This is a genomic window from Bartonella sp. CM120XJJH, assembly GCF_042194715.1.
In the GTDB taxonomy this organism is placed as follows: Bacteria; Pseudomonadota; Alphaproteobacteria; order Rhizobiales; family Rhizobiaceae; genus Bartonella.
On the sequence record NZ_JBHINE010000001.1, the window covers coordinates 184,101 to 205,730 of the forward strand.

Sequence of the window (21,630 nt, forward strand, 5' to 3'; positions counted from 1 at the left end):
AATTATTTTATGAGTTTATGAACTTATCAGAATATTCGAGTCATGATGAGTATGATTAAAAAGCTATCAATACGACTAAAAGCTGCTGAGGATTGCTTATTTTAGCAGCTAGGTAAGACAGATAAAGATAGATATGGTATGATTACTTTTCATATCATATTCCAATTTTATACGAAATTACGATTTCCTGTTCTCATATTTATGAAAGATATTTATTGTACTGGTGGCATTATCTTGTTGTACCGTAAAACACTGCCATTTAGGGCTGTGATATATGGCATCCTTGTTAATATATTAAGTGTTCTTTAGTGCGTGGTGAATATTCTTAGACTTATTTGTAAAGCTTTGAGTTTAAGTGAATTACATGACTGATAAATCCGTTAGAATTTGGACTGTTCGCAGATTTGATTCGAATGAAAATCTTTATCCTTTGAAGTGCAGGAAGGAGTTCAAAGGATGTTTAGGAAAATAAAATGCTGCTGTGATATATCTGATTATATGTTTCATATGTAAGCAGTAAAAGAGCTCTTTATAACTTAAAATGTGAAGAAAATGCGAGACCCATTATCCATGAATTTATTATGCAAAATTGGGCGACATCCCAACACCAACAGCTTTAAACTAAAACTGTTGCTACGATAACAACAATATTGATCGTGAAAAAGCATAATTCATGAAATATTGCGTATTTGCAAGGTGGAGGAGATTTCATGACAATCTTTACAAAAAACGACTAGCTTGTAAAAATAGTCGATATTGACCATTTTTTCGTATACGGGCCAATATTGATCTAAGGAAATATGAAATATAATGCATAGGATTTTGCCTCTATGTGCATTACACTTATCAAAATATATTTGTGTAGAAAAGCGATGGGAATACGGTAAACAACAGTTTGTGCTGTAGCATATCAAAAAGGGATACTTTATCTCCTATTAAGAAAGCTTTTTAATAAAAAATAACATCCGTTTTCTATAAAGGGTTACTCTTTTCAAGCTGTTTGAGGTGGTAAATTGCTTCTAAAGCTTGTTTTGGAGAGAGTTCATCGGGATGAATATTTTTTAAAGCTTCGTGAAGTACACAATGTTTGTTTTTTGCTTCATTGCTAGAAGATGTTGCTTTAAGAGAAAAGAGTGGTAAATCATCAATGAGTTTATGTCCTTTTCCGGCCATTTCACCTTGTTCTAATTGATGGAGTACATCTGTTGCTCGTGTAATAACGGCTGGGGGAAGTCCAGCAAGTTTTGCGACTTGTACACCATAGGAACGGTCAGCAGCTCCTGGTGTGACCTCATGAAGAAAAACTACATCACCATCCCAATTTTTGACTTTCATGGTTACATTATGCAGTCTGTCAAGTTTTTCGGTAAGAGCAGTCATTTCATGAAAATGGGTAGCCAGAATAGCACGACAATGGTTAACTTCATGGAGATATTCAACAGCAGCCCAAGCAATAGAAAGTCCATCAAAAGTTGATGTTCCACGTCCTATTTCATCAAGAATAACAAGGGAATGGTGGCTAGCATGATTGAGAATCGTTGCTGTTTCAACCATTTCCATCATAAAGGTTGAGCGTCCCCGTGCAAGATCATCGGAAGCTCCGACACGACTAAACAAGCGATCAACGACACCAATATGTGCTGAAGTCGCTGGAACGAAGGACCCCATTTGCGCCATAATAGCAATAAGAGCATTTTGCCGCAAAAAAGTTGATTTTCCACCCATATTAGGTCCTGTCAACAGCCAAATTGCTGCATATTGCTGATTTTCTTGTACAGAGAGATCACAATTATTGGCAATAAAAGGTTCTGCTGCTTGTTTGCGAAGTGCTTGCTCGACGACAGGATGGCGCCCTGCTGTGATATGAAAGGTAAGTGAAAGATCAATTTTAGGGCGGCAATATCCTTGTTCTTCAGCAAGATATGCTAAAGCGACAGAGACATCTAAAATAGCAAGTGCTTCAGAGGCTTTACGAATAAAATCAACTTGGTCGGTAATTTCTTGAACGAGAATATCAAAAATCTCTAGTTCAAGTGTCAATGCGTGATTGGCAGCATGAGCAATACGGCTTTCAAGGTCAGCAAGCTCTGTTGTCGTAAAACGCATAGCGTTTGCCATTGTTTGCCGATGAATAAAACGTGCTTTAGCTTGTGGATTATTTGTAAGAGCAGATGCTTGTGTACTGGTTACTTCAATGAAATAACCTAGAATATTATTATGCTTTATTTTAAGCGTCTTAATATCTGTTTCTTGAGCATATTGCGCTTGAAGTTCAGCAATGACACGGCGCGATTCATCACGTAAAGCACGCATTTCATCGAGCTCTTCATGATAATTTGAACGAATAAAACCACCATCACGTTTAAGGAGTGGAAGGTCATCAGCTAATGCTTGTTCTAAATGAAAGTATAACGCTGTGGGTAAGTTTGAGAACACCTGTTGTACATCGCTTATTTCTTGAGGCAGAAGCTCATTATTAAGAAGTTGATGCAATTCACGAATGATTTCAAAGCCGCGCTGAATTGTCGCCATATCACGGGGACCTCCTCGTCCAAGAGCCAAACGTGAAACGGCGCGGGGCATATCTGGTCCCCCTTTTAAAATAAGCTTTATCGCTTCTGCAAGAGAAGGATTACGTAGAAAAAAATCGATAGAATCCAAACGCGTATCAATAGCTGAAGGAGTGGTGAGGGGAGCAATAAGGCGGTCAATAAGAAGGCGTGATCCTCCTCCTGTTACAGTGCGATCAATAGCTTTTAATAAACTTCCATCCCGTTGACCTGATGTCGTACGAATAAGTTCAAGGCTTAATCTGGTTGCGGCATCAATAAAAAGAGTTGCACTTTCATTTTGGCGCTCAGGCTGCATGAGGGGAGGGCGATGCGTGATTTGTGTTTTTTCGATATAACGAATAGCAGCTACAATTGCAGAGAGTTCTGAACGTGAATAATCGGCAACGCCTTCAAGAGTTGAGAGTTTAAAATAATTGCAAATATCGCGTTCAGCAGTCAGCGCATCAAAGAGACAAGCAGGTTGAGGTGAAACGATATGATCAAGAATATTAAAAAGTGATTTGTGAGATTTATCATGAAAAAATGAATCAGCGACAATGATTTCTTGTGGATCCACACGCATAATATCTGCTAAAAGTTTTTCTTGGCGGCTTTCTGTTACACGAAATATGCCTGTTGAGATATCAATCCAAGAAAGAGCAAATTCCTCTCCATCGCTAGTTTTTATACGGGAAAGTGTCATCAAATAATTTGCGCGTGTTGGATCAAGGAGTTTTTCTTCTGTTATCGTTCCAGGTGTTACAAGGCGAACAACATCACGCCGAACAACAGATTTTGAGCCACGTTTTTTTGCTTCAGCAGGATCTTCTATTTGTTCACAAACAGCAACACGGTAACCACAAGCAATCAGTTTTTGTAAATAATCATCTGCAGCATGAACGGGAACACCACACATAGGAATATCTTGTCCTAAATGTTTTCCGCGTGCTGTGAGTGTGATTCCTAAAGCCTGAGCAGCTTCAATCGCATCATTAAAAAATAATTCATAAAAATCCCCCATTCGGTAAAAGAGAAGGGAATCATGATGGACGGCTTTGATTTCTATGTACTGCTCCATCATAGGTGTCAGACGTTCTTGAGAGGAAGCAGATGAGGAGGCAGGCTGTGGAATTAAATTATTTTTATGGTTGTTTTTTTTATCCATTTGTACGAGGCCTGTTTCCTTTAAGTGAAGTTTTTACTCTTTTTTGTTTACTTCAATATCTATTTATCTCTAAATTGCAACGCATCATCAGATTTGCTAAGGCAAGAATAGCGATTTCTAATATATGAATCAAATTTAATGACTATACGCATTATCAAGCAACATTTACACTGTTTTTGGAGAAAATAAAGTGAGATGAAAAAAACCGAGCAGGATCAGAAAATGTCTCAAACTGTTTACAGTGCGAGTGAACGAGAAGCTCTAGATTTTCATAGTCGTGGTCGACCAGGAAAGCTTGAGATTGTTGCAACAAAGTCTATGGCAACACAGCATGATTTAGCACTTGCTTATTCACCAGGTGTTGCGGTTCCAGTGAAGGCAATTGCTCAAAATCCAGCGCTAGCTTATGATTATACAGCAAAAGGAAATCTTGTTGCTGTTATTTCAAATGGAACCGCTATCTTAGGGTTAGGCAATTTAGGAGCCCTTGCCTCTAAGCCGGTTATGGAAGGCAAGGCAGTACTGTTTAAGCGTTTTGCGGATATTGATTCCATTGATTTAGAAATTGATATAAACGATACAGAAAGTTTTATCAATTTGGTGCGTCATTTAGAACCTTCTTTTGGTGGAATTAATCTTGAAGACATTAAGGCGCCTGAGTGCTTTATGATTGAAAGCCGCCTACGCGAGGTGATGAATATACCTGTTTTTCACGACGACCAACATGGTACAGCAATTATTGTTGCTGCTGGTGTTCTCAATGCTTTGACTTTAACAGGGCGCGATATGCAAAATACGCGGTTGGTTTGTAATGGTGCTGGTTCTGCCGGGATTGCTTGTATTGAATTGATTAAAGCGATGGGCTTTCGTTCCGAAAATATCATATTATGTGATACAAAGGGTGTGGTCTATGAAGGGCGCAAAGAGGGAATGAATCAGTGGAAATCTGCGCATGCTATTCAAACAGATAAACGTACGCTTGTGGAGGCAATGGAAGGTGCAGATATATTTTTTGGGGTTTCTGCTAAAGGTGCTCTTACTCCTGAAATGGTAAGATCCATGGCCCCCCAGCCGATCATTTTTGCTATGGCTAATCCCGATCCAGAAATTACGCCGGAAGAGGTTATGCAAGTGCGTCATGATGCCATTGTCGCAACAGGACGTTCCGATTATCCAAATCAGATTAATAATGTTCTCTGTTTTCCTTATATATTTCGTGGTGCACTTGATGTGCGTGCAAGAGTTATTAATGAAGACATGAAGATTGCTGCGGCAAAGGCTCTTGCCAATTTAGCGCATGAAGAAGTGCCTGACAGCGTTGCAGAAGCTTATCGTGGAAAGCGATTAAAATTTGGTCCTGATTATATCATCCCTGTTCCTTTTGATCCGCGTTTATTAACGGTTGTTTCAATAGCGGTAGCAAAAGCAGCAATGGAAAGCGGTGTTGCGCAAAAGAACATAGATGATTTAGAGGCCTATGAGCGCGATTTGAATGCGAGACGTGATCCTTCGTCCTCGATGATGCGTGGGGTTTATAATCATGTTCGTCAAGCGCCAAAACAAATTGTCTTTGCAGAAGGTGAAGAAGAGCAAGTTATGCGGGCAGCCGTTTCCTATGTTCATCAAAAATTAGGACAAGCGATTTTGGTTGGTCGTGAAGAGCAAGTAAGAGAAGCGGCTGTTATCGCTGGAATTGATCTGGAGCGTGAAGGTATTTCTATTATGAATGCTAAGCTTTCTTGCCGTACAGATGCTTATGCGAATTATCTTTATAAAAAGATGCAGCGTCAAGGCTGGCTGTTGCGTGATTGTCATCGTCGTATCAATAATGATCGCAATTATTTTGCTGCGTGTATGGTGGCGCTAGGAGATGCTGATGCAATGGTTACAGGGGTGACACGCAATTATGAAACAGCGCTGATTGATATACGTCGTGCAATTGATGAAAAACCAAAAGAACGATTGATTGGTATCTCAATGGCCATTTGCCGTGGAAGAACTGTGTTTATTGCGGATACAGCTGTTTATGAAAATCCTAATGCTGAAGAACTTGCGGATATAGCGGAACAAACCGCTTCGTTTGTACGTGGATTTGGATATCAACCACGGGTAGCATTTTTAGCATTTTCTACGTTTGCTTATATGAAAGGGCAAACGACGCAGCAAATTCAGGATGCGATTAATATTTTGCATGAACGCAAAGTTGATTTTGAGTTTGATGGAGAAATGAGTGCTGATGTGGCACTCAATTCCAAATTGATGCAGCAATATCCATTTATGGGATTAACAGAGCCCGCTAACATTTTGGTTATGCCGGGATATCATGCGTCTTCCATTGCAAGCAAAATGTTACAAGAACTTGGTGAAGCAACCATCATTGGCCCTATTTTAATTGGATTAGAAAAATCTGTCCAAATTGTACCGTTTAGTGGAAGCGATACAGATGTTGTCAATATCGCAATGCTTGCGGCTTATCATGCCGCAAAAGTCGTCTAAAGGAAAATAGCCCCTAATATACCAATAATATATCAAGGGGCTTTTTGATAGCAAAAGAATAAATTTTTTAAGAGGGCTGTATTTGACTGTCTTTTTGTTCTTCAGCAAGACGCTTTTGGAAGAGTGCTGCAAAATCAATAGGATCAATCCACAAAGGTGGAAAACCACCATTTTGAGTAGCATCAGATATAATTTGGCGAGCAAATGGGAATAAAAGACGGGGACATTCAATAAAGACCAATGGCATCACATGTTCTTGTGGAATGTTTTTAAGGTGGAAAACACCACCGTAAATCAGTTCTACATGAAATAAGGTTTCAGTTTCATCATTGGCTTTGACGGAGAGAGACAAAACGACATCATAATTGTCATCACCAATTGGGTTCGCATTGACGTTAATATTGATATCAATTTGTGGTGACTTTTCACGTGCACGCAATGAACGAGGAGCACCTGGGTTTTCGAATGATAAATCTTTTAAATATTGAGTTAATACAGCAAAAACCGGCTCTCCACCACTGTTATTTATTTCACCTTCGGCCATACGACGAACCTCTCTCATTATAATATGTATATTTATTTAGATCTAAAGTCCGAATTGGTTATCACGCCTTGCAAAAGGTTGCAAGAAATGCGCTCTTTATCTTGAATATTTTTTTAGTTTGTTACAGATTTTTTAGGCATTTCAATGGTTATCATTATTTTTGCGCCATGGAGATTCTGTCGTATCATAAATTGTGTAATCTTCTGCGTTAAGATCAATTATTTTTTCAGAGTCATTTTTTCTTTTAGTATTGGGATTCATTTTGTTTTTTAATGATGTAAAGAAATGCCAAACAACAGAGCGAATTGGTTTAATAAGAAGTAATATTCCCAAGAGATCACTTACAAAGCCAGGAAGAATAAGTAAAATTGCACTAAACATGATGAAAGCATCATTAATAATATTATTCTCTAATGTGCGTCCTTGGATAAGTTCAGTTTGTATATTTTTTAAAAGGCTAATCCCTTGAATTCGCAATAAAACAACCCCAACTATGGTTGTGAGAATAACCAAACTCAAAGTTGCCAAAATACCAATTTCTTGACCAACAAAGATAAAACCAGCAATCTCGATTAAAAGAATGCAAAGAAAGATAACAACAAAAAAACGAGGGTTTATAGAATAAAGTTTTATCACATGAAAATTTCCTTCTGGATGAGGTGGGGAGAAATTCTTAAGAGCACTCCGTTTAATATAAAATCTATAAAAATATTTGAATGATAAGATTCCTTATTTTACATATTTATTGATAAATGGTATTGACTGCAATGTTTATTAGAGATTTAAGCTTTGGAGATTGACAGCGCCCATGGAATTTGACGTTATACTTGTCATAGCTCTTGTTGTTATGGTTGTTATTTTTGTGCAACTCCGTAATGTATTAGGGAAACGAATTGGGTTTGAAAAGCCCCCCTTTGATCCTTATTCACGTCGTTCTAAAAAACAGGTTGAAGCAGAAACGGCTGATAATATTGTTTCGTTCCCTCATCATAAAAATTCACAAAAAGATGACTTTAGTGAAATTGATAAAATTTCACCGGAGGGGAGTATTTTGAATAAAAATTTGCGGGAATTGCATAGAATTGATTCTCATTTTTCTCCTCAATTTTTTATAAAAGGTGCACAAATTGCTTATGAAATGATTGTAACAGCTTTTGCCAAAGGTGATCTCAATCAACTTAAAAGCTTGCTGTGTCAGGATGTTTTTGAGAGCTTTTGTGCGGCTATTGAGCAACGAGAAAAAAATAAAGAAAGAATAGAGTTCACTTTTGTTGGAATTAATAAGATTGAATTTGTTGCGGCGGCAATACAAGAAAAGGATGAACTTTTAACAATACGTATTGTCAGTGAGATGATTTCTGTTACTTATAATGAACAGGGCGAGCGTATAGACGGTGATCCTGATGCTATTGTAGAAATTAGGGATATTTGGACTTTTGTTCGCAATAGTTTGTCGTCAGATCCCAACTGGAAACTTTTTGCTACAGAAAATGAAAATTAAAATACTTTTTGTTTTTCTTCCATAAGCATTCAATGATTTATGAGAAATTAAAATGTCCTCAAGTAAATGGAGACAAAAAAGAGATTTATTGGCTTCACAAGATCGCCTTTTATGGGAGATGGTTTGTCGTACGATAACGCCGCTTCATGGTAAGATGCTGTCTTCTACTTCAGAAATGATTGCAAATATTAATGATAAAAAACAGCCTGTAACTCAAATCTCCACATTATCTCAGAAAAATCAACAATCCTCGACGATTAATAAAAGAGGAAAGAGGGCAGTTACACAAGCACAAAAGATTCATTTCTTTGATCATGTTGCACATCGTAAAATTTCCCAAGGTCGTTATCCTCTTGAGGCGCGTCTTGATCTCCACGGTTATATGCAGGAAGAAGCTTATTTTTTCTTAAAAAATTTTCTACAATCCTCTCAGCAGAGAGGATTGCGTTATGTCCTTGTGATTACAGGAAAAGGACGATCCGTTGGGAGCGATGGAGCTTTGTATAGGTTTGTTCCGTATTGGTTATCAACACCAGCTTTTCGATATTATGTCCACGCGTTTGAGCAAGCAGCGCGTCAGCATGGAGGAGAAGGTGCGCTTTATGTTTGGTTGCGCCGTTTTGTGTAGGGAAAAGGAAAGTGATGTTGTTGTGGTTGTTCTAGGTTTAATATTGATTTATACGTAATAATTTATAGTTTTTGTATGTTTCGTAAGAGCCTTGAATTACAATATCCCCTTATTTATAATTTTTTATAAAAAATTATAAATATATTATTTTACATTCTAGGTATTACTGCACGCTTTTGTTTATCGCATGCTTTAATGGGGTACATGCCTTACGTAAAACAGAATGCCATTGGATTGCATATATTCACGAGCTTGTTTTAAAGAAACATCTCTCAGCCGCTCCCAAGCTTATTTTGCGACAGCATCCGTGAAGGGTATAACGATAAATCCATGAAGCACTCCCTATCTTTATGCTTCATAAAAGAGCACGCTGGCATCATCATATACTTTACCAGCTCCCAATGTTGCGACACCCCTTGAAGCCCTTGGCACTTGAAAGCATTTATAAGAGGCATGCTCTTCTTTAAGTGTTTTTACTCTCCACAGCTCTCATCTCGCTCATGACGCCCAAACGAAAGATTTTGATTGATTCAACTATAAGAGGGTTTAAAACGAGAGAGGTATTAATGAATCTCATTCAGGTTGTAAAGCGGTAAATCATTTTTATAATACTGCATTACTCTATTAAATATACGAAGAATAAAAACATGAGAAATTGAGAAACTGTATTATTCAAAGATATTGCTATGGATAGTTTTTAAAGCAATACAACGAAATTAAAGAAAATCTTGAAAATAAACAGAAATATAACTTTACAACACATAGCTGCGCAATAGCAGCAAAAGATACAGTTTCATTGAATAGTTTCATGAAGAAACTTTTTCATTCATTAAAAGCTCCATCAAATTTCTTTCTCATAATAATTCGATAATTAAAATTTAATAACGAAGTGCAGAAGGCATAGAATATGAGATTCAATCGAGGATATTACACTCTTATCCGACGTCTTTCAGATATTGGTTGAAATGCTAGTTTAGCATGAAAGGCACAATAGGGGCTATTTTCATCAGAATCTGCACCACAAAAATGAAAATCTGCTGATAGTGGATCGCCAACCGGCCATCTACATGTATTTTCACTCAATTGTAGAAGATTAAGTTGACGTGATATAGGCACAACTACATTGGATTTTGTGGATACATCAACTTCTTTTACATCTTCCACTACAAATTCTGTCTTTAAAGCTGTTTCTTCAATACTTACAGAGCTTACAGATGATGTGTTTATTGGCGATACCGTGGACGTGTTGCGACGCACACGTGGAGATGGTGGGCTGCTTCCCATGGGAGTTTTTTGCGCACGTGCGCTTCCTTGTGCTGTCTTACCACGTCCTGGCAACTTTAATCGATGTACTTTGCCGATGACTGCATTTCTACTGACCCCACCTAATTGAGCAGCGATTTGACTTGCACTTAACCCTTCACTCCAAAGCTTTTTAAGAAGCTCAACGCGTTCACATGTCCAACCCATACCAGCACTCCATTCCGATTACGTCACTAAGATGCTCTCCCCCTTTGCATCTTCAAATGTTTTAATAATATTTTCATTACGCTGAATGAAAGAGTTTTACACTCTAAACGAGCATAAGAAAATCATCCAACCTGTGGACTTACAAATCAAAACACATCATATTGCTTATTATATAGTAAATTACAATATGCACTTACTCTATGACAAGAGTCTTTACCCCTTGAAGAGTTTATTTAGAATGTTTTCCCCAACTTGCAAATCAATCATATGTTAAACTGTCATTTTTGTTTAAGGCTTTTTCCCAGAAAAGCTTATTGGTAGAACCTTCATTGACTTTTTTTCAATTGGTGTAATGATCTATTCCATAGGTGCAATCATTAATCGTAATGAAATGTTGAAAGTACCGTAGCGAAATGTACCATGTTGTTTTATTTGTAGTGTTACTTTGTATATATATTGAAAAGGTTAAAATATAAAGGAAATTATGATGGGTGCCGTCTCTATACAACCACTTTATGAATGCTTCGCACGACGAAATTTGCATTTTAAACAGGGGCATGGTGTATGGCTTATTTCCGATAAGGGAGAGCGTTATCTTGATTTCACATCTGGTATTGCTGTTAATGCATTAGGGTATTCACATCCAAAATTGGTTGATACGCTCAAAATGCAAGCTGAAAAACTTTGGCATGTTTCTAATCTTTTTCAATCTCCTGAACAAGCATCTCTTGCCACGCGGCTTTGTGCAAATAGTTTTGCGGATAAGGTTTTTTTCTGCAATTCAGGCACTGAAGCATTGGAGTGCGCATTCAAAACGGCGCGTCATTATTACTATGCTGCGGGTCATTCAGAACGCATTGAAATAATTACTTTTGAAGGGGCATTCCATGGACGTACACTTGCAGCACTTGCTGCGACTGGGCATGAAAAATATCTTGAAGGCTTTGGACCTAAAGCTGGTGGATTTATTCAAGTACCTTTTTGTGATGAAATCGCTTTGCGTAACGCTATTAATAAAAATACCGCCGCTATTCTTATTGAACCTATTCAAGGAGAAGGAGGAATACGAACGGTCCCTCATGAATATTTAAGATTTTTGCGCAAAATATGCGATGATAATGGTCTGTTATTGATTTTGGATGAAGTCCAAACGGGTATAGGACGAACAGGAAAGCTTTTTGCTTATGAATGGAGTGATGTCTCGCCTGATATTCTTACCCTCGCAAAAGGATTAGGAGGAGGATTTCCATTAGGTGCTTGCCTTGCAACGGATAAAGTTGCAAAATGCATGACAATTGGGACCCATGGTTCAACCTTTGGAGGAAATCTTCTTGGAATGGCTGTAGGAAATAGTGTTCTTGATATTTTGTTAGAGCCAAATTTTCTCAACCATGTTCAGCGCATGGGAAATAAACTAAAGAGTGGACTTTTGCACATTCTCAATAGCTATCCTGATGTTATCTGCGCAGTTCAGGGGATGGGCCTAATGTTAGGTGTTCAGTGTGTTGTGCCTTCAAATCTTGTCGTTAATGCTTTAGAAAATGAATATCTCTTAAGTGTTGCTGCCAACAACAACGTTGTGCGCTTATTACCGCCTCTTATCATTAGGGAAGAAGAAATAGATGAAAGTTTGCATCGTATTGAAAAAGCAATAGCTTATCTTTCGCAAGTAAACAAAGAAAAACAAATATTACACACATGACAAAGGCTCTTCGTCATTTCACGGACTTATCCATTTTAACGCCAGCAATAGCACGCGCACTGATCGATTATGCAAAAATCCTTAAAGCATCATTTAAAGCGGGGAAAGGTTCAAAACCTTTTATGGGTAAAACACTTGCGATGATTTTTGAAAAACCATCCACACGAACCCGTATTTCATTCGATATCAGTATGCGTCAGCTTGGCGGAGATACAATCATGCTCACGGGTTCAGAGATGCAGCTTGGTCATAGTGAAACTATAGCTGACACGGCTCGTGTTTTATCACGTTTTGTGGATATCGTGATATTACGAACAACAAAACATCAACGTATGCTCGAATTGGCACAATATGCACAAATTCCTGTCATTAATGCCCTTACAGATGATACACACCCCTGCCAAATTCTAGCAGATATATTAACCTATGAAGAGCATCGGGGGCCAATTTCTGGCAAAATATTTGCGTGGATGGGGGACGGTAATAATGTGCTCCATTCCTTAATTGAGGCCGCAGCTCTTTTTGATTTTCATTTGCGTATTGCCACTCCAAAGGGCAGTGAACCACAAGAAAAATTTATACATTGGGCACGTGAACGAGGAGCGCACCTTACACTAACCCATAATCCCCAAAAAGCAGCTCAAGATGCTGATTGTATTATAACCGATACATGGGTCTCCATGGGACAAGAATTTCGTGCTCGCAGTCATTCTATTTTTCAGCCTTATCAAGTCAATGAATCTCTCATGAAATTAGCAAAATCTGATGCTCTTTTTATGCATTGTCTTCCTGCTCATCGTGGTGAAGAAGTTGTTGATTCTGTGATTGATGGACCGCACTCCGTTGTTTTCGATGAGGCTGAAAATCGTCTTCATGCTCAAAAAGCAATTCTTTCTTGGTGTTTACAAGATGCGTTTTTCTCTCCACAATAGCCTCCCTACAACAAATTATATAAAAAAGGCAAAGCTATGAGTGAACAAGCTAAAGATGAAGCCTCTCTTAACAACAACTTCTTGTATGAAGATGATAGTGTTATTCCCTTTCAAGTTGAAGAACTTGATATCCGTGGACGTGCCGTACAACTTGGGGAAACTTTAAATTCTATTCTTAACAGACATCAATACCCTGAACCGGTTTCTTATCTTCTAGCAGAAGCTTTACTTTTAACTGTTCTGCTTGGAACTTCTCTAAAGCTTACGGGAAAATTTATTTTACAAACTCATTCCGATGGGCCGGTTAATATGTTGGTGTGCGATTTTTCACCTCCGTCCAGTTTACGTGGATACGCTCGTTTTGATAAAGAACAGCTTAAACAAGCCATAGACAATAATCAAATCTCTTCAGAAACACTTTTAGGAAAAGGCACTTTAGCTTTCACAATTGATCAAGGTTCCCATATGCAACCCTATCAAGGGATAGTTGCATTAGAAGGATCAAATTTACAAGAAGCTTCTCGTATTTATTTTGATCAATCAGAACAAATTCCTACCGATATCCGCTTGGCTGTTGCTATATTAATTAATCGTGACCAACAAGGAAAAACGCAGAAAAGCTGGCGAGCTGGAGGTATTTTGGTCCAACTTTTACCCCAAGAATCGTCTCATCATAAAATAGATGCTCCTCATCAAAAGCGAGAAGAAACGAAAACCCATACCCAATTGGATAACCAATGGCAGGAAGCTAAAATACTCATGGCAACGATTGAAAGTTCAGAATTAACAGATCCCCAAGTCGGTAGTAAACAGCTCTTGTTTCGTCTTTTTCATGAACAAGGTGTTAGAGTTTTTAATCCTTTTTCTCTTGTTGATCAATGTTCTTGTTCACACGAAAAAATTAAAGGAATCCTAGAAGGGTTTTCTATTGATGAACGCAATAAAATGGTTAAAAATAAATATATTTCAGTCACATGTGAATTTTGCTCAAAAACATATTGTTTTACACCGCAAGAGTTTTTAGAAGAAAAAACATAATCAAATGTTTTTCATAAAAAATGATGATTGCAACTTTTATTTGCATCATAAAAGTTTACGCCTAAGCTCATATGGACTTCTAGAGTATTTCTTGTCTTAGAGTTTTTTAATGTATACGAGTGATCTTTCTGCTGAAATCAGCAATCACGTCATAGAGTGCTTAAAAAGAGTTCTCTGTACAATACATTTTCTCCTCTCGAAAAAGCTTCTTTTTTATTTTTTACATCTCAAAAGTTTATTTCTTACAATAAATTCTTTTATAATATTCATTGATAGATTGATTATATACTCATAACTTATTTTCTCTGTTAAATAAGATTTTTTGATTGTAGTCATATTTTCTTACTCGGATTTATCTTATTTAAGAGTCAAAAAAGCTCATTAGCTATAATCATAAGAGAAGTCATCGAAAGAATATATAATGTATAGACTCAATATTGACTTTATAGAGTCTATTACGAACAAATAGTGTAATGGGAATAAATATAACAATGATGCTGCGAAGGAACGGATTTGTTATTTTATAAAGATGAAAAAAGCGGTGAAGTCTCCTCATAACAATGTGCATTTCAGATAAAAAAGCGGAGACAGAACACTATATGATTTTGAAAATAATAGTTGGTTACTTTCACTAATTTAGCGATGTTTCTATAGCAATATTGTGTTGTCCAACTAATTAACAATAAAGCTCCTAAACAGATATTTAATCGCTAAAGAAAAATGAAAACTACTTAAATTTTTGTCATATTTTGGAGGTTTGCTCTACAGATATTTCTGTACATATGTTTTTGAATCAACAATGGTAATGCTCTTGTCAAATTTTCCTAAGAAGAATGAGGGGCCGCATAAATAAAATAGCATACATAGCATGCTAAAACGTTATGTTTTTACAAACCTGCATTATTATATTTTTCAACTTAAAATATTGCCAAGTATTTTCACATTTAGACAATTCATAAAAGGCATTTTTAATCTTTATCTTAAATGTTTTTTTGATTCAACATATAGAAATTTTGAAAAATCTCATAGTATACGGTATTTTCATTTAATAGATAAAAATGGTAAATTGTTATTTATAAATCAATATGTTGATATTTTATTTTTCTTCTGTCATGATCGCTTGTTCAATTTTTGGTAGAATTTTTTTTTGATAAATTTGCCATGTTAAGGGACCAATATGTTTGGCAATAATGATGCTCTCTTTATTCAAGAGAAAAGTTTCTGGGGGTCCATATATTCCCCAATCAATGGCTGTATATCCTGAAACATCAAAGCCAATAAATTTAAAAGGATTGCCAAAATTGTTTAAAAAGCGCAGGGCGTTAGTTTTGTTATCTTTATAATTAATACCAATCAGATCAAAACGTTTATCTTGTGCAATTTTCATAAGAGTAGGATGCTCTTCGCGACAGGGCAAACACCAAGAGCCCCAAAAGTTGACCAATGTGACACGTCCTTTAAACTGTTTTGAATTGAGATAACTTTCTTTATCAAGAAGAGGAAGATGAATATTAGGAGCAGATTTTTCAGCTAATGCGTTTGGGAGAAGAGAAGAATCTTGAAGGTGTTTTTTATCCATAAAGTTGAAAAAAAGCACCATGAGAAGAAGAAAAAGCACAAATGGTCCAAAAAAAACAATCAGAACAGGCAAAGATATATTTTTTTTAAGTTTTGGAGGGATGTTTTTCATTATACTTTTCTTTTTGTGAAAACTCTTTTTTGTTTAGCTGTTGGAGAATTTTTTTTTGGTATAGGGCTTTGCAAAGAATATATCCAATAAGACATAAGAGGGATATTGCAGAAAGAACATAGCTTAAAACAACAATTTGCTCGTGTTTAAGGGTGCTAAGGAAGAAATCAATTTTCTGAGATAGATTTCCTAAAAGTCCGCCCTGGATGCTATTTAGGTCGAGCATGATGAAGCGTCCTGTTGTTGTGCACGACGGGATTTTTTAATCTGAAGTATTCGGATATAATGACTATTGATTTCATTTCGCATAGCCATCAAATAGAGCGCAATAAACATAAAGATGAAACAAAATAGCATTGTTATAAGGGGCCATAACATAGCATTGTCGATTGTTGATCCTCCAGCACGTAACAATGATGCTGGTTGATGCAATGTATTCCACCAATTAACGGAAAATTTAATAACAGGAATATTAACAAACCCAACAAGTGTAAGAATTGCAGTAGCGCGAGCGGCTTTTACTTGGTTGTCAAAAGCACGTCCAAGCAGGATAATGGAAAGATAGATAAAAAGCAGAATTAAAACTGATGTTAACCGTGCATCCCAGACCCACCATGTTCCCCATGTAGGTCGCCCCCAAAGTGCTCCTGTCATGAGAGCCAAGGCAGTAAAAATTGCCCCAATAGGCGCCCCACATTTAAGTGCCACATCAGCAAGATGATATTTCCAAATCAGATTTCCTAATGCCGCTGCACTCATCATTACATAACAGAATGTAGACAACCACGCAAAGGGTACATGAAGGTACATAATCTTAACAGTAATGCCTTGTTGATAGTCATCAGGGGAATGCATCACCAGAATAAGCCCTAAGATAAGGGAACACAATGTTATGCCGGCCAACCAGGGTAAGACAATACTGCTTATTTTCATGAAAAAGGTGAAACTTGCAGGAAGCGATCTGATTTTATATGTACGAGATAGTTCATTCATGAAATTCATAATAGGCAGAGTTTTGCTATGCGGCAATCATCTTTTATTATTCTGATAAAAGTTTAAGCGTTATCGCAGCAACAAAAGAGCCAAAGAGACTCAAAAGAAGTGAAAAAGCGCTGAGAAGAGCCAAGGACGTGAGAAAAGAAATATTTGGATTTATTGGGGCTGTAGCAGCAGAAACACCAAAAATCATAATTGGAATGATCCACGGCAAGATAATGATAAAAATAAGCAGAGTACTGTGCAACAATGAGGTTGCGAGTGCAGCTCCTATGGCGCCAATAAAAATAATGGCTGGTGTTCCGCATAAAAGGGTAAGTATTGTTGTAAAAGTTATTGTTACATCTAAATGGAGCATGAGGGCTAAAATAGGTGTAGCAAAAATAAGAGGAAGCATTGTCCCTACCCAATGGGCAAGACATTTGGTAAAGACAATTAATGTAAAACTTTGTCTTTTCCCTGAAAGGATAAATTGGTCGAGATTACCATCATCGCGATCGATTTGGAAAAGTTTGTTCAGATTGAGGAGTCCTGCAAGAAAGGCTCCAAACCACAATATACCAGGCCCTATTTGTGCAAGAATTTTGGGATCTGGTCCAATGGCAAAGGGGGTTATGACAACAACAGCGATAAAAAACAATAGTCCTTTTAGTGAAGAGGCTTGTGGTGCTAATAATAGTTTAAGCTCACGCCAGAACAATGCTTTCATTTGATTCTCTCCTAGAGAGGTGAAAATTTTTCCAGAGCGATTTTATGGTTTTCTGGAATACCTAGGAAATTATGAGTTGCAGCGATAATCATACCACCTTGATTGAGATGACGCCGGAAAATACAAGTAAGGAGTTTTTGAGCATGGTTATCAAGCCCAGATATTGGTTCATCTAAAATCCAAAGAGGACGATAGGAGAGCAAAAGGCGAGCAATAGCTACACGTCTTTGTTGTCCAGTTGACAGAGCGTTAAAGGGTAAGTGTTCAAGGTTAGAAAGACCAATATCGGCAAGAGCTTCATGCACAAAGCGTGAATGTTGACCGTAAAAATGTGCCCAAAATTGCAAATTGTCCATAACAGATAAGAGAGGCTTCATAGCATTTTGAGGACCAAGATAATGACACGCAGTTGCAACAGGGTATATTTGATCATGGTCTTTAAGTATTATATGACCTTCAGCAGCTTCAAGAAGACCAACAATGATTCGGAGTAATGTAGACTTTCCGATACCATTGGGGCCGGTGATTGTCATCAGTTGCTGTGAAAATAAACAAAAAGAAAGACCTTTAAACAGAATTTCCTCATTTCTGTAAGCGGCTAAATCTTTGCCTGATAACATCATGTGATTGCCTATTTTGTTTTTATTTTCATATTCTTTATTGCATTATTGAATAAAAAACACATTTTTTATTCAATTGTACCTAGAATAGTTCTAGAAATAGTTCTATAAGGGATACCTTACATCAATATCTGGTGTAAAATGGTTTCTGGCGCTGATTTCCGCATTTGCCTATGAGAGGGTGGAGGGGGAAATGGATAGCGGAGGTAGTTGCGTCTGCGCTCAAGCTGCGACCTTGACTCGTAGTTTGTGTTGTTCATTCCTGGAAATTGGGTGGTTATAGTATGAGGGTGGACAGTCATGACTCAAATTGATAGCTTTAATTGTCGCAGAGTATTAAATGTTGGTGGCAAAGAATATACTTATTATAGCTTGATCGAAGCGGAGAAGAATGGCCTTGAAGGTGTTTCTCGTTTACCGTTTTCGATGAAAGTTATTCTCGAAAATTTATTGCGATTTGAAGATGGTCGCACAGTTAAAAAAGAGGATATCCTCAATGTTGCTAAGTGGTTAAACGACAAAGGGAGCGCTGGGGCAGAAATTGCTTACCGTCCTGCACGTGTTCTTATGCAGGATTTTACAGGTGTTCCAGCAGTTGTTGATCTTTCTGCAATGCGTGATGCTATGGTTAAACTTGGTGGTAACGCTGAAAAAATCAATCCTCTCATTCCCGTTGATCTCATCATTGATCACTCAGTTATTGTTGATGCTTTTGGTAATTCCATGGCTTTTAAGGAAAACGTTGAGCATGAATATGAACGCAATGGTGAACGCTATCGTTTCCTTAAATGGGGGCAGCAAGCCTTTCAAAATTTTCGCGTTGTTCCTCCAGGAACAGGGATTTGTCATCAGGTTAACCTAGAATATTTAGCACAATGTGTATGGATGAAGAATGAAGAGGGGGGTGAGACGGTTTATCCTGACACCTGTGTGGGAACTGATTCGCATACGACTATGGTAAATGGTTTAGGGGTTTTAGGTTGGGGTGTTGGTGGTATTGAAGCAGAAGCTGCAATGTTAGGCCAACCTGTTTCTATGTTGTTACCTGAAGTGATCGGTTTTCGTCTAACAGGTAAACTTAAAGAAGGTGTCACAGCTACTGATCTCGTATTAACGGTGACCCAAATGCTACGCCGGAAGGGTGTTGTCGGTAAATTTGTAGAGTTTTTTGGTCCTGGTTTGGAGCAGATGACGCTTGCTGATCGGGCAACGATTGGAAATATGGCACCTGAATATGGAGCAACGTGTGGTTTTTTCCCAATTGATAAGGAGACAGTGCGTTATCTCAATATGACAGGGCGTGATGAAAATCGGATTGCCTTAGTAGAGGCATATACCAAAGCACAAGGGATGTGGCATGACGAAATGGTAGCTCATCCTATTTTTAGTGATACAATTGAATTAGATATAGGAACTGTTGTTCCTTCGATGGCTGGTCCTAAACGTCCTGAAGGACGTGTTGCATTGGAAAATGTTGGGCAGGGTTTTGAAAAGGCATTGGTCGAAGGCTATAAGAAGACTTCTGGACAAGATAAGCGTTATCAGGTCGAGGGTGAAGAATATACGCTGGGTCACGGTGATGTGGTGATCGCTGCGATTACGTCGTGTACGAATACATCGAATCCAAGTGTTCTTATTGCAGCGGGTCTTTTGGCACGAAATGCTGTGGCAAAAGGTCTCAAGAGCAAACCATGGGTAAAAACTTCTCTTGCACCTGGTTCACAAGTCGTTGAGGCTTACCTTCAAAATTCGGGTCTGCAAAAAGATTTAGATGCATTAGGATTTAATTTAGTAGGATTTGGGTGCACAACATGTATTGGGAATTCTGGTCCTTTGCACCCAGCTATTTCCAAAACGATTAATGACAATGGTATAATTGCATCTGCAGTTCTTTCCGGAAATCGTAATTTTGAAGGGCGTGTTTCACCTGATGTGCAAGCGAATTATTTAGCTTCACCACCGTTAGTTGTTGCACACGCGCTCATCGGGACGGTGTGTAAAGATTTAACCAAGGAAGCTCTTGGTGAAGATTCAAATGGTCACCCCATTTATTTGAGAGACATTTGGCCAACTTCTCAAGAAATACAGGAGTTTATCGAAAAAAATGTCACGCGTAAGGTTTTTGCCGAAAAGTATGCCGATGTTTTTAAGGGAGATGAAAATTGGCAAAAAGTTCAGATTCCTACGGGTTCTACCTATTCTTGGGATGAGCAATCCACCTATGTACGCAATCCACCTTATTTCGATAATATGCAGAAAACACCTGATATCTTACCAGATATTAGAGATGCACGGATTTTAGGTTTATTTGGTGATAAAATCACGACGGATCATATTTCTCCTGCTGGTTCTATTAAAGCAGCTTCTCCTGCCGGAAAATATTTAATGGATCATGGTGTTAAAGTGGCTGATTTTAATCAGTATGGAACGCGTCGTGGGAATCATGAAGTTATGGTGCGTGGGACCTTTGCCAATATTCGTATTCGTAATTTCATGTTAGGGGAAAATGGTCGAGAAGGAGGTTATACGGTTCATTATCCGTCAGCGGTAGAACAAGCCATTTACGATGCGGCTATGGCGTATAAACAAGAAGGTATTCCACTCGTTGTTTTTGCTGGTATTGAATATGGTAATGGATCATCCCGCGATTGGGCAGCCAAAGGTACCAATCTTCTTGGTGTAAAAGCAGTGATTGTGCAGTCTTTTGAAAGGATTCATCGCTCTAATCTTGTTGGTATGGGCATTGTTCCCTTTGTCTTTGAGGAGGGTGTAAGTTGGAAATCTTTGGGCTTAAAGGGAGATGAAAAGGTAACAATTGAAGGAATTCATAACTTGAAGCCTCGTCAAAAGACAGTAGCAACAATTACTTTTTCTGATGGTACGGTAAAAACCGTTCCGTTATTATGTCGTATTGATACTGAAGATGAGCTAGACTATTTGCATCATGGGGGAATTTTGCAATATGTCTTGCGTAAGCTAGCCGTTTAAATTCTTTTGTTTGTTAAGGAATATCTGTTATTAAGCTATAAAGTTGCGGATCAAAGAGTTTGGCTTCGTTTTTTATAACTATCTTTGAAAATTTAATTGACGTTAGCTTTAGGATTGCGCTATAAGTCACACGAGTTATAGGCAGCTTTATAGTTTTGCTTGGGTTGGATTTATTTATATTGGTAGAGTTGTTCTTTAGATTCATTTTACCAAGGTGTTGAAAGAGAGATTATATTTATGGCGAATACACCTTCTGCTCGAAAAGCGGTGCGCAAGGTTGCGGCACGCACACAGGTTAATAAAGCCCGCCGTTCACGCGTTCGTACCTTTATACGTAAGTTTGATGATGCTTTAGCGGGTGGCGATAAGGCATCTGCAGAGATTGCATTTAAGAATTTTGAGCCTGAAATTATGCGTGCAGTTTCTAAAGGGGTTTTTCATAAAAATGCTGCTGCGAGGAAAGTATCGCGTTTAGCTAAACGTTTGAAGGCTCTCAGCGTTTAAGCTTTTTCTTCTTTATTGGGAATAAAGCCAGTATCCATGAGGATGCTGGCTTTTTGTTTATTATTTCAAAAAGTTTCTATTGAAAATAAGAATCG

At 37.8% G+C, this 21,630-nt stretch carries 17 protein-coding genes; 8 read left to right on the forward strand and 9 right to left on the reverse strand.

The genetic code is table 11. The features are described 5' to 3' along the window. Positions 1–972 precede the first annotated feature (972 nt). Positions 973–3,717: a DNA mismatch repair protein MutS gene (gene mutS / locus ACFIKU_RS00700; protein ID WP_375656390.1), complete on the reverse strand. Its 2,745-nt coding sequence runs from the start codon at positions 3,715–3,717 to the stop codon at positions 973–975. A 195-nt stretch (positions 3,718–3,912) separates the two neighbouring features. Here mutS and ACFIKU_RS00705 point away from each other — a divergent pair, with 195 nt between their 5' ends. Next, positions 3,913–6,213 carry an NADP-dependent malic enzyme gene (locus tag ACFIKU_RS00705; protein ID WP_375656391.1) on the forward strand — a complete coding sequence of 767 codons (2,301 nt, stop codon included), beginning with the start codon at positions 3,913–3,915 and terminating at the stop codon, positions 6,211–6,213. 67 nt (positions 6,214–6,280) lie between these two features. On the opposite strand, the gene secB is transcribed toward ACFIKU_RS00705, so the two are convergent. Both secB and ACFIKU_RS00715 read right to left on the reverse strand, forming a co-directional pair. Then, positions 6,281–6,757: a protein-export chaperone SecB gene (secB, locus tag ACFIKU_RS00710; RefSeq protein WP_375641381.1), complete on the reverse strand. Its 477-nt coding sequence runs from the start codon at positions 6,755–6,757 to the stop codon at positions 6,281–6,283. Between the two features lie 141 nt (positions 6,758–6,898). Continuing rightward, positions 6,899–7,393 carry an FxsA family protein gene (locus ACFIKU_RS00715; RefSeq protein WP_375641382.1) on the reverse strand — a complete coding sequence of 165 codons (495 nt, stop codon included), beginning with the start codon at positions 7,391–7,393 and terminating at the stop codon, positions 6,899–6,901. A gap of 172 nt (positions 7,394–7,565) precedes the next feature. Between ACFIKU_RS00715 and ACFIKU_RS00720 the strand changes: the two genes are divergently transcribed. Beyond that, complete coding sequence (locus tag ACFIKU_RS00720; protein WP_375656392.1) at positions 7,566–8,258, forward strand: Tim44/TimA family putative adaptor protein; 693 nt, start codon at positions 7,566–7,568, stop codon at positions 8,256–8,258. A 52-nt stretch (positions 8,259–8,310) separates the two neighbouring features. Next, on the forward strand, positions 8,311–8,886 hold the full coding sequence (locus ACFIKU_RS00725; protein WP_375641385.1) for a Smr/MutS family protein: 576 nt from the start codon (positions 8,311–8,313) through the stop codon (positions 8,884–8,886). Positions 8,887–9,813: 927 nt separating this feature from the next. Here ACFIKU_RS00725 and ACFIKU_RS00730 read toward each other — a convergent pair. After that, positions 9,814–10,356 (reverse strand): GcrA family cell cycle regulator, encoded by a 543-nt coding sequence (locus tag ACFIKU_RS00730; protein ID WP_375641386.1) that lies wholly within the window; start codon positions 10,354–10,356, stop codon positions 9,814–9,816. A 487-nt stretch (positions 10,357–10,843) separates the two neighbouring features. Between ACFIKU_RS00730 and ACFIKU_RS00735 the strand changes: the two genes are divergently transcribed. The 3 genes from ACFIKU_RS00735 to ACFIKU_RS00745 are packed head-to-tail and all read left to right on the forward strand — an operon-like array spanning position 10,844 to position 14,028. After that, positions 10,844–12,058, forward strand: a complete 1,215-nt coding sequence (locus tag ACFIKU_RS00735) for an aspartate aminotransferase family protein (RefSeq protein ID WP_375656408.1) — start codon at positions 10,844–10,846, stop codon at positions 12,056–12,058. Then, the gene (gene argF, locus ACFIKU_RS00740) at positions 12,055–12,990 is read left to right on the forward strand and encodes an ornithine carbamoyltransferase (RefSeq protein ID WP_375656393.1); all 936 of its coding nucleotides are present in this window, start codon (positions 12,055–12,057) and stop codon (positions 12,988–12,990) included. The genes ACFIKU_RS00735 and argF overlap by 4 nt, the downstream gene beginning before the upstream one ends. A 36-nt stretch (positions 12,991–13,026) precedes the next feature. Next, on the forward strand, positions 13,027–14,028 hold the full coding sequence (locus ACFIKU_RS00745; protein ID WP_375656394.1) for an Hsp33 family molecular chaperone: 1,002 nt from the start codon (positions 13,027–13,029) through the stop codon (positions 14,026–14,028). Positions 14,029–15,124: 1,096 nt separating this feature from the next. Here the strand turns inward: ACFIKU_RS00745 and ACFIKU_RS00750 are convergent. Genes ACFIKU_RS00750 through ccmA form a run of 5 tightly spaced genes read right to left on the reverse strand, consistent with a single transcriptional unit; the run spans position 15,125 to position 18,046 of the window. After that, a complete protein-coding gene (locus ACFIKU_RS00750) occupies positions 15,125–15,718 on the reverse strand; it encodes a DsbE family thiol:disulfide interchange protein (protein ID WP_375656395.1) in 594 nt (197 codons plus the stop codon). Then, positions 15,693–15,944, reverse strand: a complete 252-nt coding sequence (locus ACFIKU_RS00755) for a hypothetical protein (RefSeq protein ID WP_375656396.1) — start codon at positions 15,942–15,944, stop codon at positions 15,693–15,695. The genes ACFIKU_RS00750 and ACFIKU_RS00755 overlap by 26 nt, the downstream gene beginning before the upstream one ends. Beyond that, positions 15,932–16,711, reverse strand: a complete 780-nt coding sequence (locus tag ACFIKU_RS00760) for a heme ABC transporter permease (protein WP_375656397.1) — start codon at positions 16,709–16,711, stop codon at positions 15,932–15,934. The genes ACFIKU_RS00755 and ACFIKU_RS00760 overlap by 13 nt, the downstream gene beginning before the upstream one ends. A 46-nt stretch (positions 16,712–16,757) precedes the next feature. After that, positions 16,758–17,423, reverse strand: a complete 666-nt coding sequence (gene ccmB, locus ACFIKU_RS00765) for a heme exporter protein CcmB (RefSeq protein WP_375656398.1) — start codon at positions 17,421–17,423, stop codon at positions 16,758–16,760. An 11-nt stretch (positions 17,424–17,434) separates the two neighbouring features. Continuing rightward, the gene (gene ccmA / locus ACFIKU_RS00770) at positions 17,435–18,046 is read right to left on the reverse strand and encodes a heme ABC exporter ATP-binding protein CcmA (protein WP_375656399.1); all 612 of its coding nucleotides are present in this window, start codon (positions 18,044–18,046) and stop codon (positions 17,435–17,437) included. A 297-nt stretch (positions 18,047–18,343) separates the two neighbouring features. Between ccmA and acnA the strand changes: the two genes are divergently transcribed. Then, the gene (gene acnA / locus ACFIKU_RS00775; protein ID WP_375656400.1) at positions 18,344–21,031 is read left to right on the forward strand and encodes an aconitate hydratase AcnA; all 2,688 of its coding nucleotides are present in this window, start codon (positions 18,344–18,346) and stop codon (positions 21,029–21,031) included. 237 nt (positions 21,032–21,268) lie between these two features. After that, positions 21,269–21,535 (forward strand): 30S ribosomal protein S20, encoded by a 267-nt coding sequence (gene rpsT, locus ACFIKU_RS00780; RefSeq protein WP_273790272.1) that lies wholly within the window; start codon positions 21,269–21,271, stop codon positions 21,533–21,535. The last annotated feature ends 95 nt before the right edge of the window (positions 21,536–21,630 follow it).